The organism is Alcaligenes faecalis, assembly GCF_002443155.1.
Taxonomy (GTDB): Bacteria; Pseudomonadota; Gammaproteobacteria; order Burkholderiales; family Burkholderiaceae_B; genus Alcaligenes; species Alcaligenes faecalis.
Genome location: NZ_CP023667.1, coordinates 3,169,353 through 3,186,833, shown reverse-complemented (window position 1 = coordinate 3,186,833; position 17,481 = coordinate 3,169,353). Strand labels below are relative to the sequence as shown.

Annotated in this window: 19 protein-coding genes; 16 read left to right on the top strand and 3 right to left on the bottom strand. The window is 53.5% G+C overall.

Translation table 11 applies throughout. The features are described from left to right. Position 1 precedes the first annotated feature (1 nt). On the top strand, positions 2–841 hold the full coding sequence (locus CPY64_RS14875; protein ID WP_042486606.1) for a helix-turn-helix transcriptional regulator: 840 nt from the start codon (positions 2–4) through the stop codon (positions 839–841). A 129-nt stretch (positions 842–970) separates the two neighbouring features. On the opposite strand, the gene CPY64_RS14870 is transcribed toward CPY64_RS14875, so the two are convergent. Next, on the bottom strand, positions 971–1,813 hold the full coding sequence (locus tag CPY64_RS14870) for an AraC family transcriptional regulator (protein WP_009458723.1): 843 nt from the start codon (positions 1,811–1,813) through the stop codon (positions 971–973). 226 nt (positions 1,814–2,039) lie between these two features. Here CPY64_RS14870 and CPY64_RS14865 point away from each other — a divergent pair, with 226 nt between their 5' ends. The 8 genes from CPY64_RS14865 to pdxH are packed head-to-tail and all read left to right on the top strand — an operon-like array spanning position 2,040 to position 9,783. Beyond that, positions 2,040–2,930 carry a DMT family transporter gene (locus CPY64_RS14865; protein ID WP_042486602.1) on the top strand — a complete coding sequence of 297 codons (891 nt, stop codon included), beginning with the start codon at positions 2,040–2,042 and terminating at the stop codon, positions 2,928–2,930. A 56-nt stretch (positions 2,931–2,986) separates the two neighbouring features. Beyond that, the gene (locus CPY64_RS14860) at positions 2,987–3,697 is read left to right on the top strand and encodes a B3/B4 domain-containing protein (RefSeq protein ID WP_042486598.1); all 711 of its coding nucleotides are present in this window, start codon (positions 2,987–2,989) and stop codon (positions 3,695–3,697) included. 52 nt (positions 3,698–3,749) lie between these two features. Continuing rightward, positions 3,750–5,897, top strand: coding sequence for an oxidoreductase (locus CPY64_RS14855; RefSeq protein WP_042486595.1), 2,148 nt, complete (start codon positions 3,750–3,752; stop codon positions 5,895–5,897). A 14-nt stretch (positions 5,898–5,911) separates the two neighbouring features. After that, the gene (locus CPY64_RS19280; RefSeq protein ID WP_307188532.1) at positions 5,912–6,199 is read left to right on the top strand and encodes a hypothetical protein; all 288 of its coding nucleotides are present in this window, start codon (positions 5,912–5,914) and stop codon (positions 6,197–6,199) included. A gap of 40 nt (positions 6,200–6,239) precedes the next feature. Next, complete coding sequence (gene trpD / locus CPY64_RS14850; protein WP_232623241.1) at positions 6,240–7,001, top strand: anthranilate phosphoribosyltransferase; 762 nt, start codon at positions 6,240–6,242, stop codon at positions 6,999–7,001. Beyond that, a complete protein-coding gene (gene trpC / locus CPY64_RS14845) occupies positions 6,998–7,789 on the top strand; it encodes an indole-3-glycerol phosphate synthase TrpC (RefSeq protein WP_035270368.1) in 792 nt (263 codons plus the stop codon). Before trpD ends, trpC begins: the two co-directional genes overlap by 4 nt. Positions 7,790–7,843: 54 nt before the next feature. Further along, positions 7,844–9,130, top strand: coding sequence for a hypothetical protein (locus CPY64_RS14840; protein WP_096917398.1), 1,287 nt, complete (start codon positions 7,844–7,846; stop codon positions 9,128–9,130). Positions 9,131–9,141: 11 nt separating this feature from the next. After that, a complete protein-coding gene (pdxH, locus tag CPY64_RS14835; protein ID WP_009458730.1) occupies positions 9,142–9,783 on the top strand; it encodes a pyridoxamine 5'-phosphate oxidase in 642 nt (213 codons plus the stop codon). 65 nt (positions 9,784–9,848) lie between these two features. Here the strand turns inward: pdxH and CPY64_RS14830 are convergent, their stop codons facing one another. Continuing rightward, positions 9,849–11,282, bottom strand: a complete 1,434-nt coding sequence (locus tag CPY64_RS14830) for a DHA2 family efflux MFS transporter permease subunit (RefSeq protein ID WP_042486592.1) — start codon at positions 11,280–11,282, stop codon at positions 9,849–9,851. A 77-nt stretch (positions 11,283–11,359) separates the two neighbouring features. Between CPY64_RS14830 and CPY64_RS14825 the strand changes: the two genes are divergently transcribed. The 4 genes from CPY64_RS14825 to CPY64_RS14810 all read left to right on the top strand — a co-directional run bounded on the left by CPY64_RS14825 (position 11,360) and on the right by CPY64_RS14810 (position 13,801). Then, the gene (locus tag CPY64_RS14825) at positions 11,360–11,551 is read left to right on the top strand and encodes a DUF3460 family protein (RefSeq protein WP_042486589.1); all 192 of its coding nucleotides are present in this window, start codon (positions 11,360–11,362) and stop codon (positions 11,549–11,551) included. A gap of 45 nt (positions 11,552–11,596) precedes the next feature. After that, positions 11,597–12,439 carry a segregation and condensation protein A gene (locus CPY64_RS14820; protein ID WP_042486887.1) on the top strand — a complete coding sequence of 281 codons (843 nt, stop codon included), beginning with the start codon at positions 11,597–11,599 and terminating at the stop codon, positions 12,437–12,439. 11 nt (positions 12,440–12,450) lie between these two features. Beyond that, positions 12,451–13,299, top strand: coding sequence for a pantoate--beta-alanine ligase (gene panC / locus CPY64_RS14815; protein WP_042486585.1), 849 nt, complete (start codon positions 12,451–12,453; stop codon positions 13,297–13,299). Positions 13,300–13,525: 226 nt separating this feature from the next. Beyond that, positions 13,526–13,801 carry a response regulator transcription factor gene (locus CPY64_RS14810; RefSeq protein WP_042486583.1) on the top strand — a complete coding sequence of 92 codons (276 nt, stop codon included), beginning with the start codon at positions 13,526–13,528 and terminating at the stop codon, positions 13,799–13,801. A gap of 1 nt (position 13,802) precedes the next feature. Here CPY64_RS14810 and CPY64_RS14805 read toward each other — a convergent pair whose 3' ends face one another. Then, positions 13,803–14,441: a hypothetical protein gene (locus CPY64_RS14805; protein WP_042486579.1), complete on the bottom strand. Its 639-nt coding sequence runs from the start codon at positions 14,439–14,441 to the stop codon at positions 13,803–13,805. Between the two features lie 134 nt (positions 14,442–14,575). On the opposite strand from CPY64_RS14805, the gene coaE reads away from it, so the two are divergent. The 3 genes from coaE (at position 14,576) to CPY64_RS14790 (ending at position 17,478) form a co-directional block, all read left to right on the top strand. After that, complete coding sequence (gene coaE, locus CPY64_RS14800) at positions 14,576–15,178, top strand: dephospho-CoA kinase (RefSeq protein WP_042486884.1); 603 nt, start codon at positions 14,576–14,578, stop codon at positions 15,176–15,178. A 50-nt stretch (positions 15,179–15,228) separates the two neighbouring features. Then, a complete protein-coding gene (gene zapD, locus CPY64_RS14795; RefSeq protein WP_042486576.1) occupies positions 15,229–15,984 on the top strand; it encodes a cell division protein ZapD in 756 nt (251 codons plus the stop codon). Between the two features lie 222 nt (positions 15,985–16,206). Then, positions 16,207–17,478 carry an efflux RND transporter periplasmic adaptor subunit gene (locus CPY64_RS14790; RefSeq protein WP_042486573.1) on the top strand — a complete coding sequence of 424 codons (1,272 nt, stop codon included), beginning with the start codon at positions 16,207–16,209 and terminating at the stop codon, positions 17,476–17,478. Positions 17,479–17,481 lie beyond the last annotated feature (3 nt).

The following is a 17,481-nucleotide window of genomic DNA, read 5'->3' as shown; positions in this document are numbered from 1 at the left end:
TATGGGAACGACGGGGCCAACAGGGGCTAATCCGGGAGGCGCCGAGAGCGCGTCCCAAACCCGGCGTCAGGCGTTGGGGCGTTTCTTGCGTCATGCGCGGGAACGCATCCGGCCTGTCGACCTGGGCCTGGCCCCCGGCGTGCGCCGTCGCACTCCCGGTTTACGTCGCGAAGAGGTGGCTCAGCTGTGCGATATCAGCACCACCTGGTATACCTGGATCGAGCAGGGCCGCGACGTTACTGTATCTCCCACCGTCTGCGCCCGCCTGGCAACTGTTCTGAAACTGGCCCGAGCCGAGCGCCACTACCTGTTTGAACTGGCTGATTGCGCTGACCCTGAACATTGGCAGGGTGATATTCAACCCTTGCCGCAAGGCTTGAGCGCATGTGTCGATAGCGTCTCCGCTCCGGCCTACATTCTGGACCGCAGCTGGAACGTACTGGCCCGCAACGAAGCCTTGTTGGGTTTGTTCGATGGCTGGCCCGACCGTAGCGAGCAGCCCAATCTGCTGCGTTATATCTTCCTGGACCCCGCAGCGCGGGAGCTGGTGGTGGACTGGGAGCAGCGCGCCAGCCGCGTCGTGGCCGAGTTCCGTGCTGACGTAGGCGCCCATGCGGACGAGGCCGATATACAGGCTTTGATCCAGGAGTTGGCGCAGCAAAGCCAGGTATTCGCTTTCTGGTGGGGACGCCAGACCGTGGTGGAGCGGGAGGGCGGCTTGCGGGATTTCCGGCACCCCAGCCAGGGAGTGCGCCGCTTTCAGCAATTTACCTTTCGCCTGGCGATACGGCCGGATTGCAAGCTGGTGATGTTGCTGGAGGATGAGGATAAGCCGGTTTAAATTGGCTTCCTTATTATTTATTTTTCAAGATTGATTTTATTGCCAATCAAATTTTTTTCAATAAAATAAATTATCAAAATTATTGATTCTTGATTTGTCGTCTTGAATTAATTATCGGATTTCTCTCAATTACTTGAGCGCCGAAAAAGACTGCATTTTGCGAGATTGAGAGAGGGAGCCGGGCGTCAGGCCATAACTTGAGACGAAATGGCGGGTTAAGTGGCTTTGATCTGCAAAACCCGATAAAAGAGACGCTTGCAGTAAGGTGTGTCCTTGCATGATCAGGCGGCGTGCCATTTGCAGCTGACGCTGTAGTCGATACGCATGAGGCGGCAATTGCGTCACCGCCTTGAACGCCCTTAGAAATTGGAATCGGCTTAAACCGGCCTCCGTTGCCAGTTCATTAAGTGAGACCGGGATTTCTGGGTGAGCATCAAGACGAGCTTTGGCTCTGGCTAACTCGGCAGATAGAATCTCTGCTTCCGTGGGCTGATTATTTCCAAGCAGTGGCACCAGAATTTGAAAAAGCTCCTGCTCCGCAATTTCATCTATCAGTCCTTGCTTGGGCTCGCGCTTTGGATCGGTTAATGCCACGTACAGGCGCTTGAATGCCATGACCGCCGAGGTGTCGCCAAGAACAGGGTGGATAAACTCCACCCCGGCGCTATGCCCCATGGACTGGGCAAACTGGGCGATCAGCTCTGGGTCCAGATACAGCATGCGCCAGGTTCTTGCCTTGCCGTCTACGGGTCTTCCATCGTGAACTTCATTCGGGTTGACGGTAATCATGTTGCCGTTGGTCGCTCGTACCTGTCCGCGACCACTGGCTGAGTCCTGAGCTCCGCTGACCAGCACCCCTATCCCAAACTGATCGTGAGTATGCCGACCAAACGATTGGCTGGACATCGCTTCAACAGCGACGATATCTGTCTGCCCGCATACCTTCGCTTTGAATTGCTTACTGACCTTCATTTGGGATATTTCCTTTCATTTTCTAAGAGCGCACTTCGTGTTCCTGGATGAGTGGGGAAATGATTATTCTAGTCGTTTTCTATTTTTGTTTTTATCAAAAAAATAGTGCTCCCTCTTGATGCCTGCGGATTTTCTGTCTCCTTGCAATATCGTTCAAGATTTTTCTTGATCAATACTATTAAATACCAAGTTATTACGTGAATTGATTTGCGTCCTAGAGGAAAAGATGTCAAGTCGCAAACTTGGATATGTATTGCTGTCCTTGGCCATGATGACGGTTGGATCGACTGTCATTGCCTCCAAGCTGATCGCTGGCAACATGCCTGCTTTTTTGGCAACGGCACTTCGTTTTGCGCTTGCCTTGCCGGTTTTGCTTGCCCTGATGTTCTGGCAGCGAGAGCGGTGGCCCAAGCTGTTGTTCCGGGACTGGGTACTGTTGCTGCTTCAGGCCGGGGCGGGCAGTGTTGGCTATACGACCTTACTGATAGCAGGCTTGTCCCATTTGTCGGCGGCTGATGCGGGCGTAATCATCGGCACATTGCCCGCTGTGTCTGCGCTCTTCTCCGTGATCGTCCTGGGCGAGCGGCCAGGGCTAAGGCTGCTGATCAGCGTCGTGCTGGCGACCTTGGGTGTCATGGCAGTGGTCTGGAAGGGCTCAGGTCCAAGTTCGTCCATTGGCATGTTTTATATCCTGGGAGCCGTGGTTTGTGAGAGCGCATTCATTTTGCTTAACAAGCGCATCCCTGTGCCGCTGCGGCCTTTGTTGCAAGCCACCACGATGACCGGTCTGGGCCTGCTGGTGTCCTTGCCCTTTGCTTTGCTTGAGTTACCGCTTTCCATGCCAGATACCGCAGCGATAGGTGCTGTGGCTTGGTATGCGCTTGTCCCTACCGTTGCAGGGTTTTTGCTGTGGTATGGCGGGGCAGCGCGGGTCAGTGGCAGCGAAGCGTCTGTATTTACGGCGGTGGCTCCTTTGACAGCCGTCACCCTGGCAGCGCTGGTTTTAGGGGAGCAGATTGGGTGGGTACAGATTGTGGGTGTTGCCACGGTCATTCTTGCCATTTTTGTGTTGACCTTCCCGGAGCGAACCCGAGCACGAACCGTACTGACGCAATAGGCAGTGTGCTTGCCTGTATTTCACATTTTCAATTGGCGAAAGGTGCCCTGCATACCATGTACTTCAATCATTCTGACACTGTGTGGAACCGCTTTCCGAGGCTGACGGCATTGGTCCTGGTTTTACAAGGGGTGAGGGTAGCTAAACTCCAAAACGATGCCCTGAACAGCACATTTACGAGGGTTGGCCAGTTGCTGGAGCAGGGGCCGGAGAGCGAACTCCCGTCTATTCAGGCCTGGCGTCAGGCGTATTCCCAGATGGGCATGAAGCCGACCCAATACCGCTGTGCGGTTGAGGCATTGCTGCGTCGCTTTCGTAAAGACGGACACCTGCCTGGCTTTCATCCCTTGATCGATACTTTGAACGCAGAGTCTATGCAGGCAGCCATTCCGATTGCGGCATTTGACTGCGCCCATATTTCTGGAGGCATCACAGTTCGGCCTGCCGATGGTACGGAGATTTACCGAACCTTTCAGGGTGAGGTCGAACATCCAACAGAAGACGAGATTGTGTTTGCCGATGAGGCCAACCATGCGCACTCACGTCGCTGGGTTTTCCGGCAGGGGGCTCAGTCCGTGGTCTCTAAAGAGTCAGATACGGTACTGGTCGTCGCGGAGGCATTACATGAGCGGGCTTATGAAGATCTGGAGGCCTTGCACGAACGCATCACGATACGTGCGGCTGAGTTGGAGATAGAGGTTCTGAAGGAGGGAATGCTGACTCAGCACAGTCGATGTTTTGAGTTTGTGCCTGAACTCTGTAAGTAGGGCATGGCGTTGGCGTCTTTCAGGTCTGTCAGCACAACAATCAGAGATAACAATGACTATTTTCCCCCCAGTAACTGTTGATCGTTATGCACCACTTTTTGAGCCTTTGAGTATTGGTCCGGTAATCGCTAAAAACCGTTTCTATCAGGTGCCCCATTGCAATGGTATGAATCGGGTGCACCCAAGTGCAATGGCTCGAATGCGGGGGATCAAGGCTGAGGGCGGATGGGGTGTTATTTGCACTGAGCAGTGCGACATTCATTACTCCAGTTGTCATCCGAGAGAGCTTAGGCTTTGGGATACCAGGGATATACCTGTTTTATCCAAAGCTTGTGAGGAGATAGCGCGATACGGTGCTTTGGCAGGCATAGAGCTTGCTCACAATGGTTTTCACGTAACTAATTTGGAGACGCGTGCTATCCCTTTTGCCCCTTCCTTGGCTCCGACAAGAGGAGTGGCTCCCGTTACTGCCAGGGAAATGGACAAAAGTGATATTCGAGACTTTTTGCGTTGGCACAGGAATGCTGCGCTTAATGCTAAGAGAGCTGGGTTCGATATTGTGTACATCTATGCAGGCCACGACATGACGCTTCCAGCTCATTTCTTGTCGCGGCGTCATAACCAGAGAACAGACGAGTATGGGGGCAGCCTGGAAAATCGAGTGCGTTTATTAAAAGAGTTGCTCTTGGATACTAAGGAGGCCGTGGGGGATCGATGTGCAGTCGCTTTGCGATTCAGTGTAGATGAGCTGGCTGGACCTTTTGGTCTTTCTGCTAAGGGGGAGGGCCGTGATGTTGTTGAAATGTTGGCCGACTTGCCGGATCTTTGGGATGTAAATCTCAGTCCATTTGGGAATGATGGACAGACATCGCGTTTTAGTGATGAAGGTTTTCAGGACAGTTACATCAGCTTTGTGAAACAGGTCACTGGAAAGCCGGTTGTAGGTGTAGGTCGGTATACATCCCCGGATCATATGCTGTCATTAATCTCGACTGGGAAGTTGGATTTGATTGGGGCGGCGCGGCCCTCTATTGCAGACCCCTATCTTCCGGAGAAGATCAGAACAGGGGCATTTGAGGATATTCGAGAGTGTATCGGTTGCAATATTTGTGTGGCATCAGACAAGCTCAGTGTCCCCTTGCGATGCACTCAGAACCCCACCATGGGTGAAGAGTGGCGTAGAGAATGGCATCCAGAAATCATCCAGCCCAAAAATACAGATCATACAGTTTTGGTGGTAGGGGCCGGGCCTGCTGGTTTGGAGGCCGCATTGTGGTTGGGAAGACGTGGCTATGAAACGATCTTGGCTGATAAGGAGCGCAATCTAGGTGGACGTGCTCTGACGGAGGCTAGTTTGCCTGGCTTATCAGCATGGCGTCGGGTTGCCGATTGGCGAGTGGGGCAGTTGCGCAAGAATCCGAATGTCCTTGTTCTACCGGAGAATCCTGTTTCCGCCAGCATGGTTCTGGAGACAGATTGCGATTTGATTGCCGTGGCAACTGGCGCTCGATGGCGGGCAGATGGTGTGGGGCGTACCTACTCGGCACCCGTTGAAGGTTTGAACCGGTTACCGGTTTTTACTCCTGACGATGTAATGGCTGGGAGTTCGCTTGGCGGCCGGGTACTCATATTTGATGACGATCACTACTACATGGCAGGGGTGATTGGAGAGCGGCTTGCCGCCCAAGGTTGTTCCGTGAGTTTTGTGACGCCAGAGAGCTTGGTCTCGGCATTCACGCTCAATACGGCTGAGCAGCCAAAAATTCAGAAAAGATTGATCGAGCTGTGTGAGGGTGTACATGTATCCCACAAGCTAGAGAAGATTTTATCGGATGGCGTTGTGATTGCTTGTGTGTTTACCGGGCGCAAGCGATTTCTCCTTGCGGATGCGGTGGTATTGGTGACCTCACAGGTACCGAATGATTCCTTGTATCGGGAGCTTGATGCGCAGCTTGCTGTTCTCAATGAAGGGGATGGCCCCCAGCGACGAGTAGTGAGGATTGGTGATTGTTATGCACCGGGTACGATAGCTGCCGCAGTTTATGCCGGTCATTTGTTCGCTAGGACATTGGACAACCGTTTATATGACATACCTCCATTTCGTCGAGAGAATGTGACATTGGATTGGAACCAGACTCTCCCGGAGGATTTGGATGTATTCAATGCATTTCAGTCAGAGCGCATGGATATGTGTTCATAGCCGCTGAGGTTTTCATGCAGACCCCCATAACAATGCAAACCGACGCGTTTGATATCAAATCGGCTATTCAAGACCTTGTCTCGTACAGGTCGTTGAGTCGTAACGGTATGGCTGCTTTGATGGACAGTATCGTTTCTGGGAAAGCTAGCCAGGCACAAGTTGGGGCAGTGCTGACTGCATTACGCATGCGTGGTGAGACTATCGATGAGATAGTCGGTGCCGCTCTTGCAATGCGAGCACGTATGGTGACTATACAGGCTCCACCAGGAACGATGGATATCCTGGGAACGGGGGGGCGATAACTCGGGGACATACAACGTTTCTACATGTGCTGCTTTTATTGTGGCAGGTGCTGGAGTTCGCGTAGCCAAGCAAGGGAATAGAGCATTTTCCTCAAGGTCTGGTGCTGCTGATGTCTTGCGAGCGCTTGGGGTAAATCTGGACGTACAGCCTCACACGATTGAACGCTGCATTGATGAGGTTGGAATTGGGTTCATTTTTGCTCCTGCTCATCATCCAGCTCTTGCGAAAGCGATGCCGGTGCGCGTAGAGCTTGGAACCAGAACACTTTTTAATATTCTTGGTCCGTTACTCAATCCAGCTGGGGTTAAGCATCATTTGGTTGGTGTTTACGCCAGAAGCTTAGTTCGCCCTTTAGCTGCTGCTTTGGCTGAGCTTGGATCTGAACGGGTTCTTGTTGTTCATGGTTCTGATGGACTAGATGAAATTACTACCACAGGTCCGACTTTTGCAACGTTGGCTATCAGTGGTCATTTGACTGATCTCGAGATACGGCCAGAGGACCTTGGCTTGTCTATAGCTGCGCCTGACGTCTTAAAAGGAGGAGATCCGCAGACGAATGCACATGCACTGCGTTCAGTCCTCGAAGGGGAGGCTGGGCCTTATAGGGATATCGCATTGATCAATGCGGCTGGAGCATTAATTGCATCCGGGAAAACAGAGGGCTGGTTAGATGCCATACGAATTGCGCGTGCTTCCATTGATGAGGGCCAGGCATTGCGATGTTTGCAGCGTTTGATCTCTGTTTCTTGTCAGGGGGATGCTCCCCAACTGTTTTCCTCTGAGCTTTCTGGTGACCTATGAGTATTTTGAACACGATCAAGGCTTATAAGCTTGAGGAAATCGAACGAGCTCGTAGCGAGATGTCTCTATCTAGGTTTGAGTCTCTTATATCCCGGTTGCCACCACCTCGATGTTTCGTTTCCGCCATGGAAAAACGCGTGGTGCGAGACCAGATTGCACTGATTGCAGAGATCAAGCGAGCGAGTCCATCAAAAGGATTGCTTAGAGAAGGCTTTGATGTTGTTGAGATTGCCCAAGCATATAAAAAGGGCGGTGCAGCATGTTTGTCGGTTTTGACTGATGCCCATTTTTTTCAAGGGAAGGCAGGGGATCTGCAGCTTGCAAAATCTGCGTCTGACTTGCCGGTACTGCGTAAGGATTTCATTGTGGATATGTATCAGGTCTATGAGTCCAGAGCGATGAACGCCGACTGCATTTTATTGATTATGTCGATGCTAGGTGATGACTCCTTACTGAAAGAGCTGATGGAGCGGGCTCAAAGTCTTGGAATGGAAGCGCTGGTTGAGGTTCATGATGAGGCCGAGGCAGAACGCGCCTTGTCTATGAATGTACGAATGGTCGGGATAAATAACCGTAACTTGAGTGACTTCTCGGTTGATCTTGGCGTGTCAGAGCGATTGTTCAAGATGTTGGGGCCGCATTGTTTGGCAGTTAGTGAAAGTGGAATATCCAGTCCAGCAGAAGTGCTTCGTCTTAAAGCTAGCGGAATAAAGGGTTTTTTGATTGGTGAGCAGTTGATGCGAGTGTCTGATATTGAACATGCGACGCGCTCTATCACCTGTTTGTAGTGGGTGTTTGCAACCCACCTTTCTTTGTTGTGACTTTGTTTTAAGAGGAACACTATGTCGATATATGAGGCCGCAGAGCAAGACGTGCCGTGTTTGGATGTTCGTTATTTAGAGAGTCATTGGGTTTCAACAGCTAACCTAGCTAATATTTGCTCTAAATCCGGCACCCCTGTCTTTGTTTACAGCGAAAGCCAGGTTCTGAAGAACTTTCAGCGCATTACATCAGCCTATCGTGCTGCAGGCTTGGAGGGGCGTGTCTCCCTGTACATTCCGTTTTTCCCCAATGCAAACCCTCATGTCATGAAACCTCTTCATGATGCAGGGGCTGGTATCTTGTTACAGATGCCTAATGAGTACGAGCTACTCACACAGTATGGGTTTGACAGATTCATTATTTCTCCAGGGCATGTTTCGAACAAGGAACTCAGCTATTGGAATGCCAAAAAGCATTTGGTGTTTCTGGCTAGCCTTGATGAAATCGCATTTGCTATTGAGCAGAATGCGCCGACGATCAGTGCTCGTATAGATAGTCTTCGTTCGGATAAACCTGGGGTGAAGGTCGAGCAACTGGGACAATTAGCCCAAATGTTGAAAGATAGTGGGCGGACTCTGGAGTGCTTTGAGGTGTATTGCGGAAGTGGCAATTCACTTCAGGATATGGTTGATATCGTGCGTGAAATCTTCCACATGTTTGTTAAACACTTTCCATCAGCGAAATCAATTAATTTTGCGGGTGGGCATGGTTTTAACTATGAATTATGGGATGAAGAGGAAAAGCATTTTGACTGGAATACCTATTTCCTTGCGATCCGTGACCTAGCGGTCGAAATGAAAATACCTGAGACGGTTAAATTCTTATTTGAACCGGCCCGTGATGTGTTGGCTGACTCCGGTGTTTTGGTGTCAAGCGTCAAACGAGATGTAGTGCGTCATTCCAATGGGCATATCGTTGTTACAGATAGTTCTCGCATGTTGATGCCCTCTGCCCAGCTACGTAATCGGCCTCACAATACTGTCTTTCTGGACGACCACTTTCAGGAAATTACAGACTACAAGGACGCGGGTAGAGCCAAAATTCGAGGCCGCACGCTGCTACGGAATGACTATCCTATACCAGGTGAAGTGACTGTCCCTGCCTCGGTAAAGGCAGGTGATTATTTGCTGGTTCTTGATGTGGGAGCGTATTGCGCGACGCAGCATATGGAGTTTTTGAATGTGCCGCCTGCTGGTGAGGTGATCGTTGGCAAGGATGGCCAGGCTCGTATGATCAGCAAGCCGGGTGATGACGCTGATAAATGGCGCAATCTGCTGGCGGCGCCCCAACTACTTTCTTTCGCTTAGGTGTTTCGAAGATGACTCAAGTGACGCACGATGTGAGTGAGGCTTTTAACGATGAGACAAATACAGTTGTAGGCAATGACCCAATTGTTTTGTTTGGGGAATGGCTCGAGTTAGCTCATCGGAGTGAGGTGAACGATGCAAATGCGATGGCGCTTGCTACGTCTGATGCCTCTGGAATGCCCAATGTCCGTATGGTCTTATTGAAGAAATTTGATCAAGAAGGACTGGTCTTTTATTCCAATACACAGTCTCAAAAAGGAGGAGAGCTGCTTAGCAATATGCAGGCTGCCGGGGTGTTGCATTGGAAGTCTTTGCACCGACAGATTCGTTTTCGTGGACAGGTTCAGCAAGTTTCGGACGCCGAGGCTGATGCACATTTTGCGTCTAGAGATCGTGCAAGCCGGATAGGGGCGTGGGCAAGTCAACAATCCCGCCCTTTGCTCAAACGAGGGGACCTGGCCAAAGCGGTTGCGGTCCAGGCGGCTCGCTTTGGCATTGGTGAAGTTCCAAGGCCCTCGTATTGGACTGGGTTTCGTATCGTTCCTCTGTCGATGGAGTTTTGGATCGATAAACCTTTTCGGCTTCATGATCGGTTGGTGTTCAAACGCAGTTCTATAGAGATGCCTTGGGCCTCTAGCCGCATGTATCCATGATTACCGCTGAGGGTGTGGCCCCTTAATCGCGTTTGTTTTACCCGGGGTCAGTTTGGCATGTAGATCTACTTCTTCTGCAAAGACTCACCATCACTGGCTGAAAGTCGGGCAAAAGACAGGCTGGATATGGCGGTAATCGCACCCAGGATCAGAAAGGCCCAGATCGTATCCTGGGTCTCCACGCTGCTGGCTCCGCGCAATGCCATGCTGACATTCAGCGTTACCGCCGCACATGCCACACCCAGGCTGATGGCCAATTGCTGCGCCATGGCAGCGAAACTGCTGGCCTGGCTCATGGCTTCGGATTCCAGATCGGCGTAGGTCAGGGTGTTGACTGCAGTGAACTGCAGGGAGCGGAAGAAACCGCCTGCAGTCAGGACGGCAATCATGAGCCACATGGGCGTCGTAGCCTGGAACATGGCGCACAGGGCGATGAATACGCCCGTCAGCCAGGCATTCACGATCAGTACCTTGCGAAAGCCGTAGCGCCGGATGATAGGTGGGGCCACCAGTTTCATGCCCAAGGCGCCAATGGCACCAGTAAAGGTGATCAGACCCGCCGATAATGCGCTCATGCCAAAGTTGGTTTGCAGCATGATGGCCAACAGAAATGGTGCAGCGCCTAGCGAGAAACGGCACAGATTGCCGCCCAGCACAGAAATGGCAAAGGTTTTGGTGCGCAGCAAGGACAAATCAATAATTGGATAGGCTACTTGCCGCGAGTGCCAGATGTACCATGCCCCCGCGACCAGACCGGCCAGGGTCAGCCAGCCCAGCGTGGTCCAGCTGATGGTGCCGTGACCTACGTTCTCGAAACTGGTCACCAGCGTGGCCAGACAGATAGCGCTCAAGATAAAGCCCAGCCAGTCCAGAGGGGGGCGCTCGGTGGGATAGTCCTCACGTATATAGCGCAATACCAGAGCGATACCCAGCGCACCCACGGGGATGTTGATCAGGAAGATCCAGTGCCAACTGGCATAGGTGACTAAAAAACCACCCACAGGCGGGCCGATGATGGGGCCCAGCAAGGCAGGCAAGGTCAGCACCGCCATGGCGCTTAAAAGCTCATCTTTAGGGACGCGTCGCAGTAAGATAATGCGTCCCACCGGCACCATCATGGCCCCCGCCATGCCTTGTATCACGCGGGAAATGACTAATTGGGGCAGGGTCTGGGACAGGGCACATGCAACAGAACTGGCGGTAAAGAGTAGAATGGCGGCCAGGAACACCTTGCGTGCACCAAAGCGGTCTGCAGCCCATCCACTGATCGGAACGAATACGGCCACGGCCAGCAGGTAGCTGGTAATGATGGTATTCATCCGGATGACGCTGGTATCCAGTGACAAGGCCATCGTGGGCAGGGCAGTGGCTACAACCGTAGAGTCCAGCATTTGCATGAACAATGCACATCCCACAATGTAGGGAATAATGCGTATGGCTCGACGTTCTTGGGGGGACATGGTCGCCGCTTGGACGGCTTCGGTCTGTTCAGATGCCATGCAGCGAACTCTCTGGTGTGCGGTGCAGTAAACTCAAACTTTTCTGTTATCCAATTTATTTTAGGCGTACAGGTATTATGGCAAAGAATTTCGAATCCGAAATTACCCAGTTTCTTAAACAGTATAAAGATCAGAATGCGGATACCGAAGCACGGCAGCGTGAAGGCCGCTATCGTCTGTGGGACAAGCAGATTGATCAGGAGCTGCAAGACGGTTACAAGGCTGCTCGCACGCCTCAGAAACCTTACGTGTACTACGAAAACAACTAAATCTGTACACCTGCGCCTGTGACTGAGATTGCACAGCAGCCTGTTGTGGATACGCCAGCTCCTCAGACCGAGGATGTGCTGGCGCGTCTTTATGGCGAACCGCTGTTTGCGATCCCCCAGGATCTGTACATTCCGCCCGATGCGCTGGAAGTGTTTCTGGACGCCTTTGAAGGCCCGCTGGATCTGTTGCTGTATCTGATCCGTAAGCAGAACTTCAATGTGCTGGATATTCCGATGGCCCAGGTCACCGGGCAGTATCTGGCTTATGTCGAGCAGATTCGCGCCACGAATCTGGAGCTGGCGGGCGAGTATCTCTTGATGGCTGCGCTGCTGATCGAGATTAAATCGCGCATGTTGCTGCCGGTACGCCGAGCTGACACGGGTGAAGAGGTGGATGACCCGCGTGCGGAGCTGGTGCGCCGTTTGCTGGAGTACGAGCGCATGAAGGAAGGGGCACGTCGTCTGGACGAACTGCCCTTGATGGGGCGCGACTATCTGCTGGCCAATGCGCAGGCCGAGCTGGTTGTGGAAGCGATCCCGCCCGAAGTGAATGCGGATGATTTGCGCGAGGCCTGGCTGGGTATCCTGAAGCGTGCCAAACTCAATGCCAGCCACAAGATTACGCGTGAGCAGTTGTCGGTGCGCGATCACATGAGCCAGATTCTGCGACGTTTGCAGCATGTGCGCTTCATGGAGTTTACAGAGCTGTTTAATGAACGCCTGGATCAGGGTGATCCGGCGGCGGTGCTTGTCGTGCATTTTCTGGCGATGCTGGAATTGGCACGAGAGTCACTGCTTGAAATTACGCAGGCCGAGCCCTACGCTCCTATTTATTTGCGCCTGACCTATATTCGAGCGCAGGCCGATGGGCCTGATCTTATTCCGTAGCGGAGAATTTTTTGAAAGTCGTCCATAACATCCAAGAACTGCGCGATCAGCTCCAGGGCCAGACACGCGTGGCATTTGTTCCAACCATGGGGAATTTGCATCGAGCCCACCTGGACTTGATGAAGATGGCTCGCCAGCATGGTGATCCGGTGGTGGCCAGTATTTTTGTGAATCGTCTGCAATTTGGCCCGAACGAGGATTTCGACCGTTATCCGCGTACGTTGCAAGATGATGCGGCCAAGATGGAGCAGGAGCGTGATGTCTATGTCCTGTTCGCCCCCTCGGAGCGCGAGATGTACCCGGAGCCACAGAGTTTCCGTGTCAGCCCGCCTGATCATTTGGGCCGAATTTTGGAAGGCCACTTCCGTCCGGACTTCTTTGAAGGCGTCTGTACTGTTGTGCTGAAGCTGTTTTCCTGTGTGCAGCCACGTGTGGCGGTGTTCGGGAAGAAGGATTATCAGCAACTGATGGTGGTGCGTCAGATGGTGCGTCAGTTCCAGTTGCCGGTGAAGATTCTGGCTCACGAGACGGTACGTGAAGAAGATGGGTTGGCCATGTCTTCACGCAATCGCTATTTGAGCCCCGAGGAACGCGCTCAGGCTCCGCAGATTTATTACGCGCTGCAGGAAATGAATGAGCGTTTGCAGCAAGGTCAAAGCCGCGAGGAGATTGAGGCTTATGCGACCAAGAAAATGACGGATCTGGGCTGGAAGGTGGACTATATGGCCTTGCGTCGTCAGTCGGATTTGCTGGAACCGACTCAAGAGCAAATCGCAGCCGGTGAGCCCTTGGTGGCATTGGCCGCGGCCAAGCTGGGCGCGACACGCTTGATCGACAACCTGGAAATGGTTAAAGCCTGATTTTTTGTGTTCTTTGGTGAGAAAAGCACAGTTTTTACTGTGCTTTTTTTATACCTGCGCCACCCCAGCGCAGTGAAATCTTCGTCTCTATATTAGTCCTGTGACAAAAACATCCCGTATAAGTTAACAGTCGTGTAGTCCCTGCCTAAAATGACAAACTCTGTCTATGGTTAATTCTTCACATCGCAGGCGGCCTGTTCGCCTGGTACAGATATACGAGACTGACATGGTATTGAATAGTCATTTGCCCGCCTCTGTGCTGTTTGAAAGCCTGACTCCGCGCGAGCGCGACGTGCTGTCCTATATCGCCAGTGGCAAGGCGAATAAGGTGATTGCGGCTGAATTGGAGATTTCCCAGCGTACGGTGGAGGCGCATCGGGCACGCGTTTTTCAGAAGTTACGCGTGCGCAATGCGGTTGAATTGACTCGCTTTGTGTTCAGCGAGCCGGGCCTGCGGGATGTGTTGCCGCCCAGCCTGGTGGGCGGCCTGTCTGTGCCTTAGCTTAGCGGCAGGCTGGGGTGGCCTGACCGTCCAGTTCGCTGACCGGGTCCAGGTCGGCCTGGCGAGTCAGGTGGCTTTCCAGCGTAGGACGCTGCTGGTTGAAGGTATTGATACGCAAGACGTTATTGTTCACAAAGCTCAGGTCTGCCAGCGTCGAGTCGTTATTGGCCAGCAGGGCGATACGGGTGGGCTGTGTACCGATTGGAACCCAGCAACCGCTCTTGTGATGTTCCTGGCCAGCGCCTACCGGGGTGGCACGCATGCGCCATTGGCCAGCGGGAGCCAGGGTCACGCTGATTTTGTAGGGCTCGCAAGCGCCGCTTTGTGGCGGGCAGGACAGGGTACCCAAAAAGGTCTTGGGTTCGGCCAGTTCGGGAACGCTGCGATCGGCCTGGGCGGTGGGCTGTTCGGCGCGGGCCGGTGTAATGGCGTGCAGTCCTTCCTGGTTGCCAAAACCCAAATTGATTTGCGAGGGAGCACGCGCGGTGCCGCTGCCTTGCGCCTGGCGCAGGGCGTCTTTCTGGGTGGAGTCACGGCCCTCGTTGGGGGCTGGCTGGACGGGCGCCTGGGCACATGCTGCCAGCAACACGACCGAAAGCAAGGTAAGGGAACGCAGGGGGGAAATCTTGGTGAAAGACATGGCGGGCTTCCGTGGACTGGTTGATAGCTGAATTCTACGCTAGACCAGGGGCGGCGGGACAGTATCAGGTCTATTCAGGGTAGGAGGATTGGCGTGGGTACGTTACAGTTTTGTTTTTTATCCGTGGATTGCGCATGCTGACGATTGGGCTGACCGGTGGAATTGGATCGGGCAAAAGCCAGGTGGCCAATTTTTTTGCCTCCTGGGGGGCGGCCGTCGTGGATACGGATGTAATCGCGCATGAGTTGACTGCGCCTGGTGGCCTGGCCATTGAACCGATTCGCGCCGCCTTTGGTGCAGATGCTTTGGCAGCAGATGGTTCCATGGATCGGGATTGGATGCGGGCCTGTGTGTTTGCCGATCCCAATGCTCGTCATCGCCTGGAGGCGATCATTCATCCTCTGATTTGGAACGTAACAAAAGCACAGACCTTGAAAGCGCAAGGATGTTATCTTGTTGTGGTTGTACCCTTGCTGGTGGAGTCAGGACGATGGCGCGACCGTGTGGACCGGATTTGCGTTGTGGATTGTGATGAAGCGACCCAGATCGAGCGCGTACAAAAGCGCAACGGGCTGGCAGTGGCCACAATTGAACGTATCATGGCAGCACAGGCGCAACGTCAGCAGCGGCTGGACGTGGCCGATGATGTGGTTCTGAACGATGGACAGACGACGCTGTCCCTGTTGGAAGAGCGGGCACGGGCGGTGCACCAACGATGGTGTGCCTTGACTGCCTGACAACACGACGTGTCTGACTCTCCAGTCGACAAAAAAAGGTTTTTAAACGCGTGACTCTATACGAATACCCCTGCAATGAGCGTGTCCGGGCTTTACTGAGAGTCGAATACTTGTTCGATAGGCTGTTTCATTTTTCGGCCAACCAGGATGCGTACTCGCATCAGATCGCTGTAGCGACTTTGTTTGATTTGCTGGACATCGCGGATCGGACCGATTTGCGTTCTGCCGTTCTTCAAGACCTGGAGCGTCAGCGCGTGGCGCTGGCTGCGCTGCGCGAACACCCCGGTGTTCAGCTGCAGGCGCTGGATAAGATGATTGAACAAATTGTGCGTGCTGCCGCTGATCTGTCGGCCCAGGGTAGGGTGGGGCAGGGCCTGCGCGACAATGAATGGCTGGCCAGCTTGCGGGGCCGGGTGGCCGTGCCCGGCGGTACGTCCCAGGTGGACATGCCTTCTTATTACTCCTGGCAGCAGCGTTCCGATACGGATCGCGTTCAGGATTTGCGCCGCTGGTCGGAGTCTTTCCTGCCGCTGTATCAAGGGCTGGCCCTGATTTTGCGCTTGCTGCGCCAGTCGGGCGACTCGGCCGATCAGGTGGCCCGTGACGGTTCCTATCAAGAAATGCTGGCAGGCAAGACCTTCCAGCTGCTGCGGGTGTGGGTGGACGCGGGTGCGTGCATCTATCCGGAAATGAGTGCTAACCGCTATGTCATCTGGATACGCTTCGTGCAGCAGGATAATCAATTGAAACCGCAGGCCGTGACTGTAGATATCCCCTTTAGGCTGGCCCGTTGCAACTTCGGCTGAATACGCTGTTCATATAAGGTTCAGACAGCCGCTTTTATACTTGCTGTGCCAGCGTGGTCTAGCAAGGATGCTGTTTTGTCAGCGCTTGTATCTCTTGATCGTTTCAGACTAATTGCTATCGTGTTTTGGCGGCATAATGCGTGTCGCCGTCACGATAGGTAGTGCTTAAACGCTTATTTAGACCGTGCATAGAGACAATCAAGTTTTAGCCGGGGAGTATTCATGTCGGAGTTGAACACAGGCAGAGGACGGCGGTCCCGATCCTTCTATGTCTGGGTGTCGGTAGGACTGCTGGTAACAGCAGGCCTCGTTTATTACGCCCTGTCTTCCCCCTCAAGTACGCCCACTCCCCTGCGCGGGCCTCGCGGCATGATGGGGGCTACTAAAGTCCCGGTTCAGGTTGCCACGGTCAAGCAGGGCTTGATCGATCAAACGGTCAATGCCATTGCCACGGTCAAGCCTTTGCAGACCGTTGCGGTCCGCGGTGAGGTCGATGGCGTGCTGGAGCGCATCCACTTCAAGGATGGCCAGCGTGTGAAGGCGGGCGACTTGCTGGCTGAAATCGACCCCCGTACATATCAGGTGCAGCTGGATCAGGCCCGTGGGCAATTGGCGCAGAATCAGGCCCAATTGAAAGGAGCGCAGCAGGAGCTGGCCCGTCACCGCATCCTGTTCCAACAAAATTCGATTGCTCGCCAGGCCTTGGAAACCAAGGAAACGGCGGTTCAGCAGCTGCAGGCACAGATCAAGTCCAATCAGGCAGAAGTCGCTCGTGCTCAGGTCCAGCTGGATCGCACTCGTATCACAGCGCCTTTGGATGGTCGTCTGGGTTTGCGCAAGCTGGACCAGGGCAATCTGGTGTCTGCCGGTAGTACCGATGGGATTGTCGTGATTACCCAGACGGATCCCATCGGCGTGGAGTTCTCCTTGCCGCAGAACCAGTTGAGCAGCCTGCTGGAGGCCATGAAGCAAAGCGAGTCGCCTTTGCGCGTCTCCCTGATCGACAGCAAAGGCCAGCTCTTGTCGGACAAAGGCCGTCTGCAGGCCCTGGATAACCAGATCGACATCAATACCGGCACGCTGAAAGTAAAGGCCGAGTTTGATAATGCCGATGAGACCCTGTTTGCCAATCAGTTTGTGAATTCCCGCGTATTCCTGGGACAGGAACAGGGGCTGCTGATTCCTTCGCATGCCGTACAGCGGGGTTCGGTAGGCACGTATGTCTACACTCTGGATGAGGAGGACAAGGTCCATATTCAAGTGGTGGAACTGGGCACCGCTACCCTGGAATCGACACTGATCAAAACCGGCCTGAAAGAGGGCGATCGTGTAGTGGTTGAAGGCACTGACCGTTTGCGTGAAGGCTCGGAGGTCGAGGTGATGCAACAAGATGGCCAGGCCAAGGAAAAGCCTGCTCCAGCCGATGCAGCCGCCAAGCCGGAGCAGGGCAAACGTCCGGGTGAGGGTCGCCGTCCACGTCCTGCAAGCGAGTAAGCC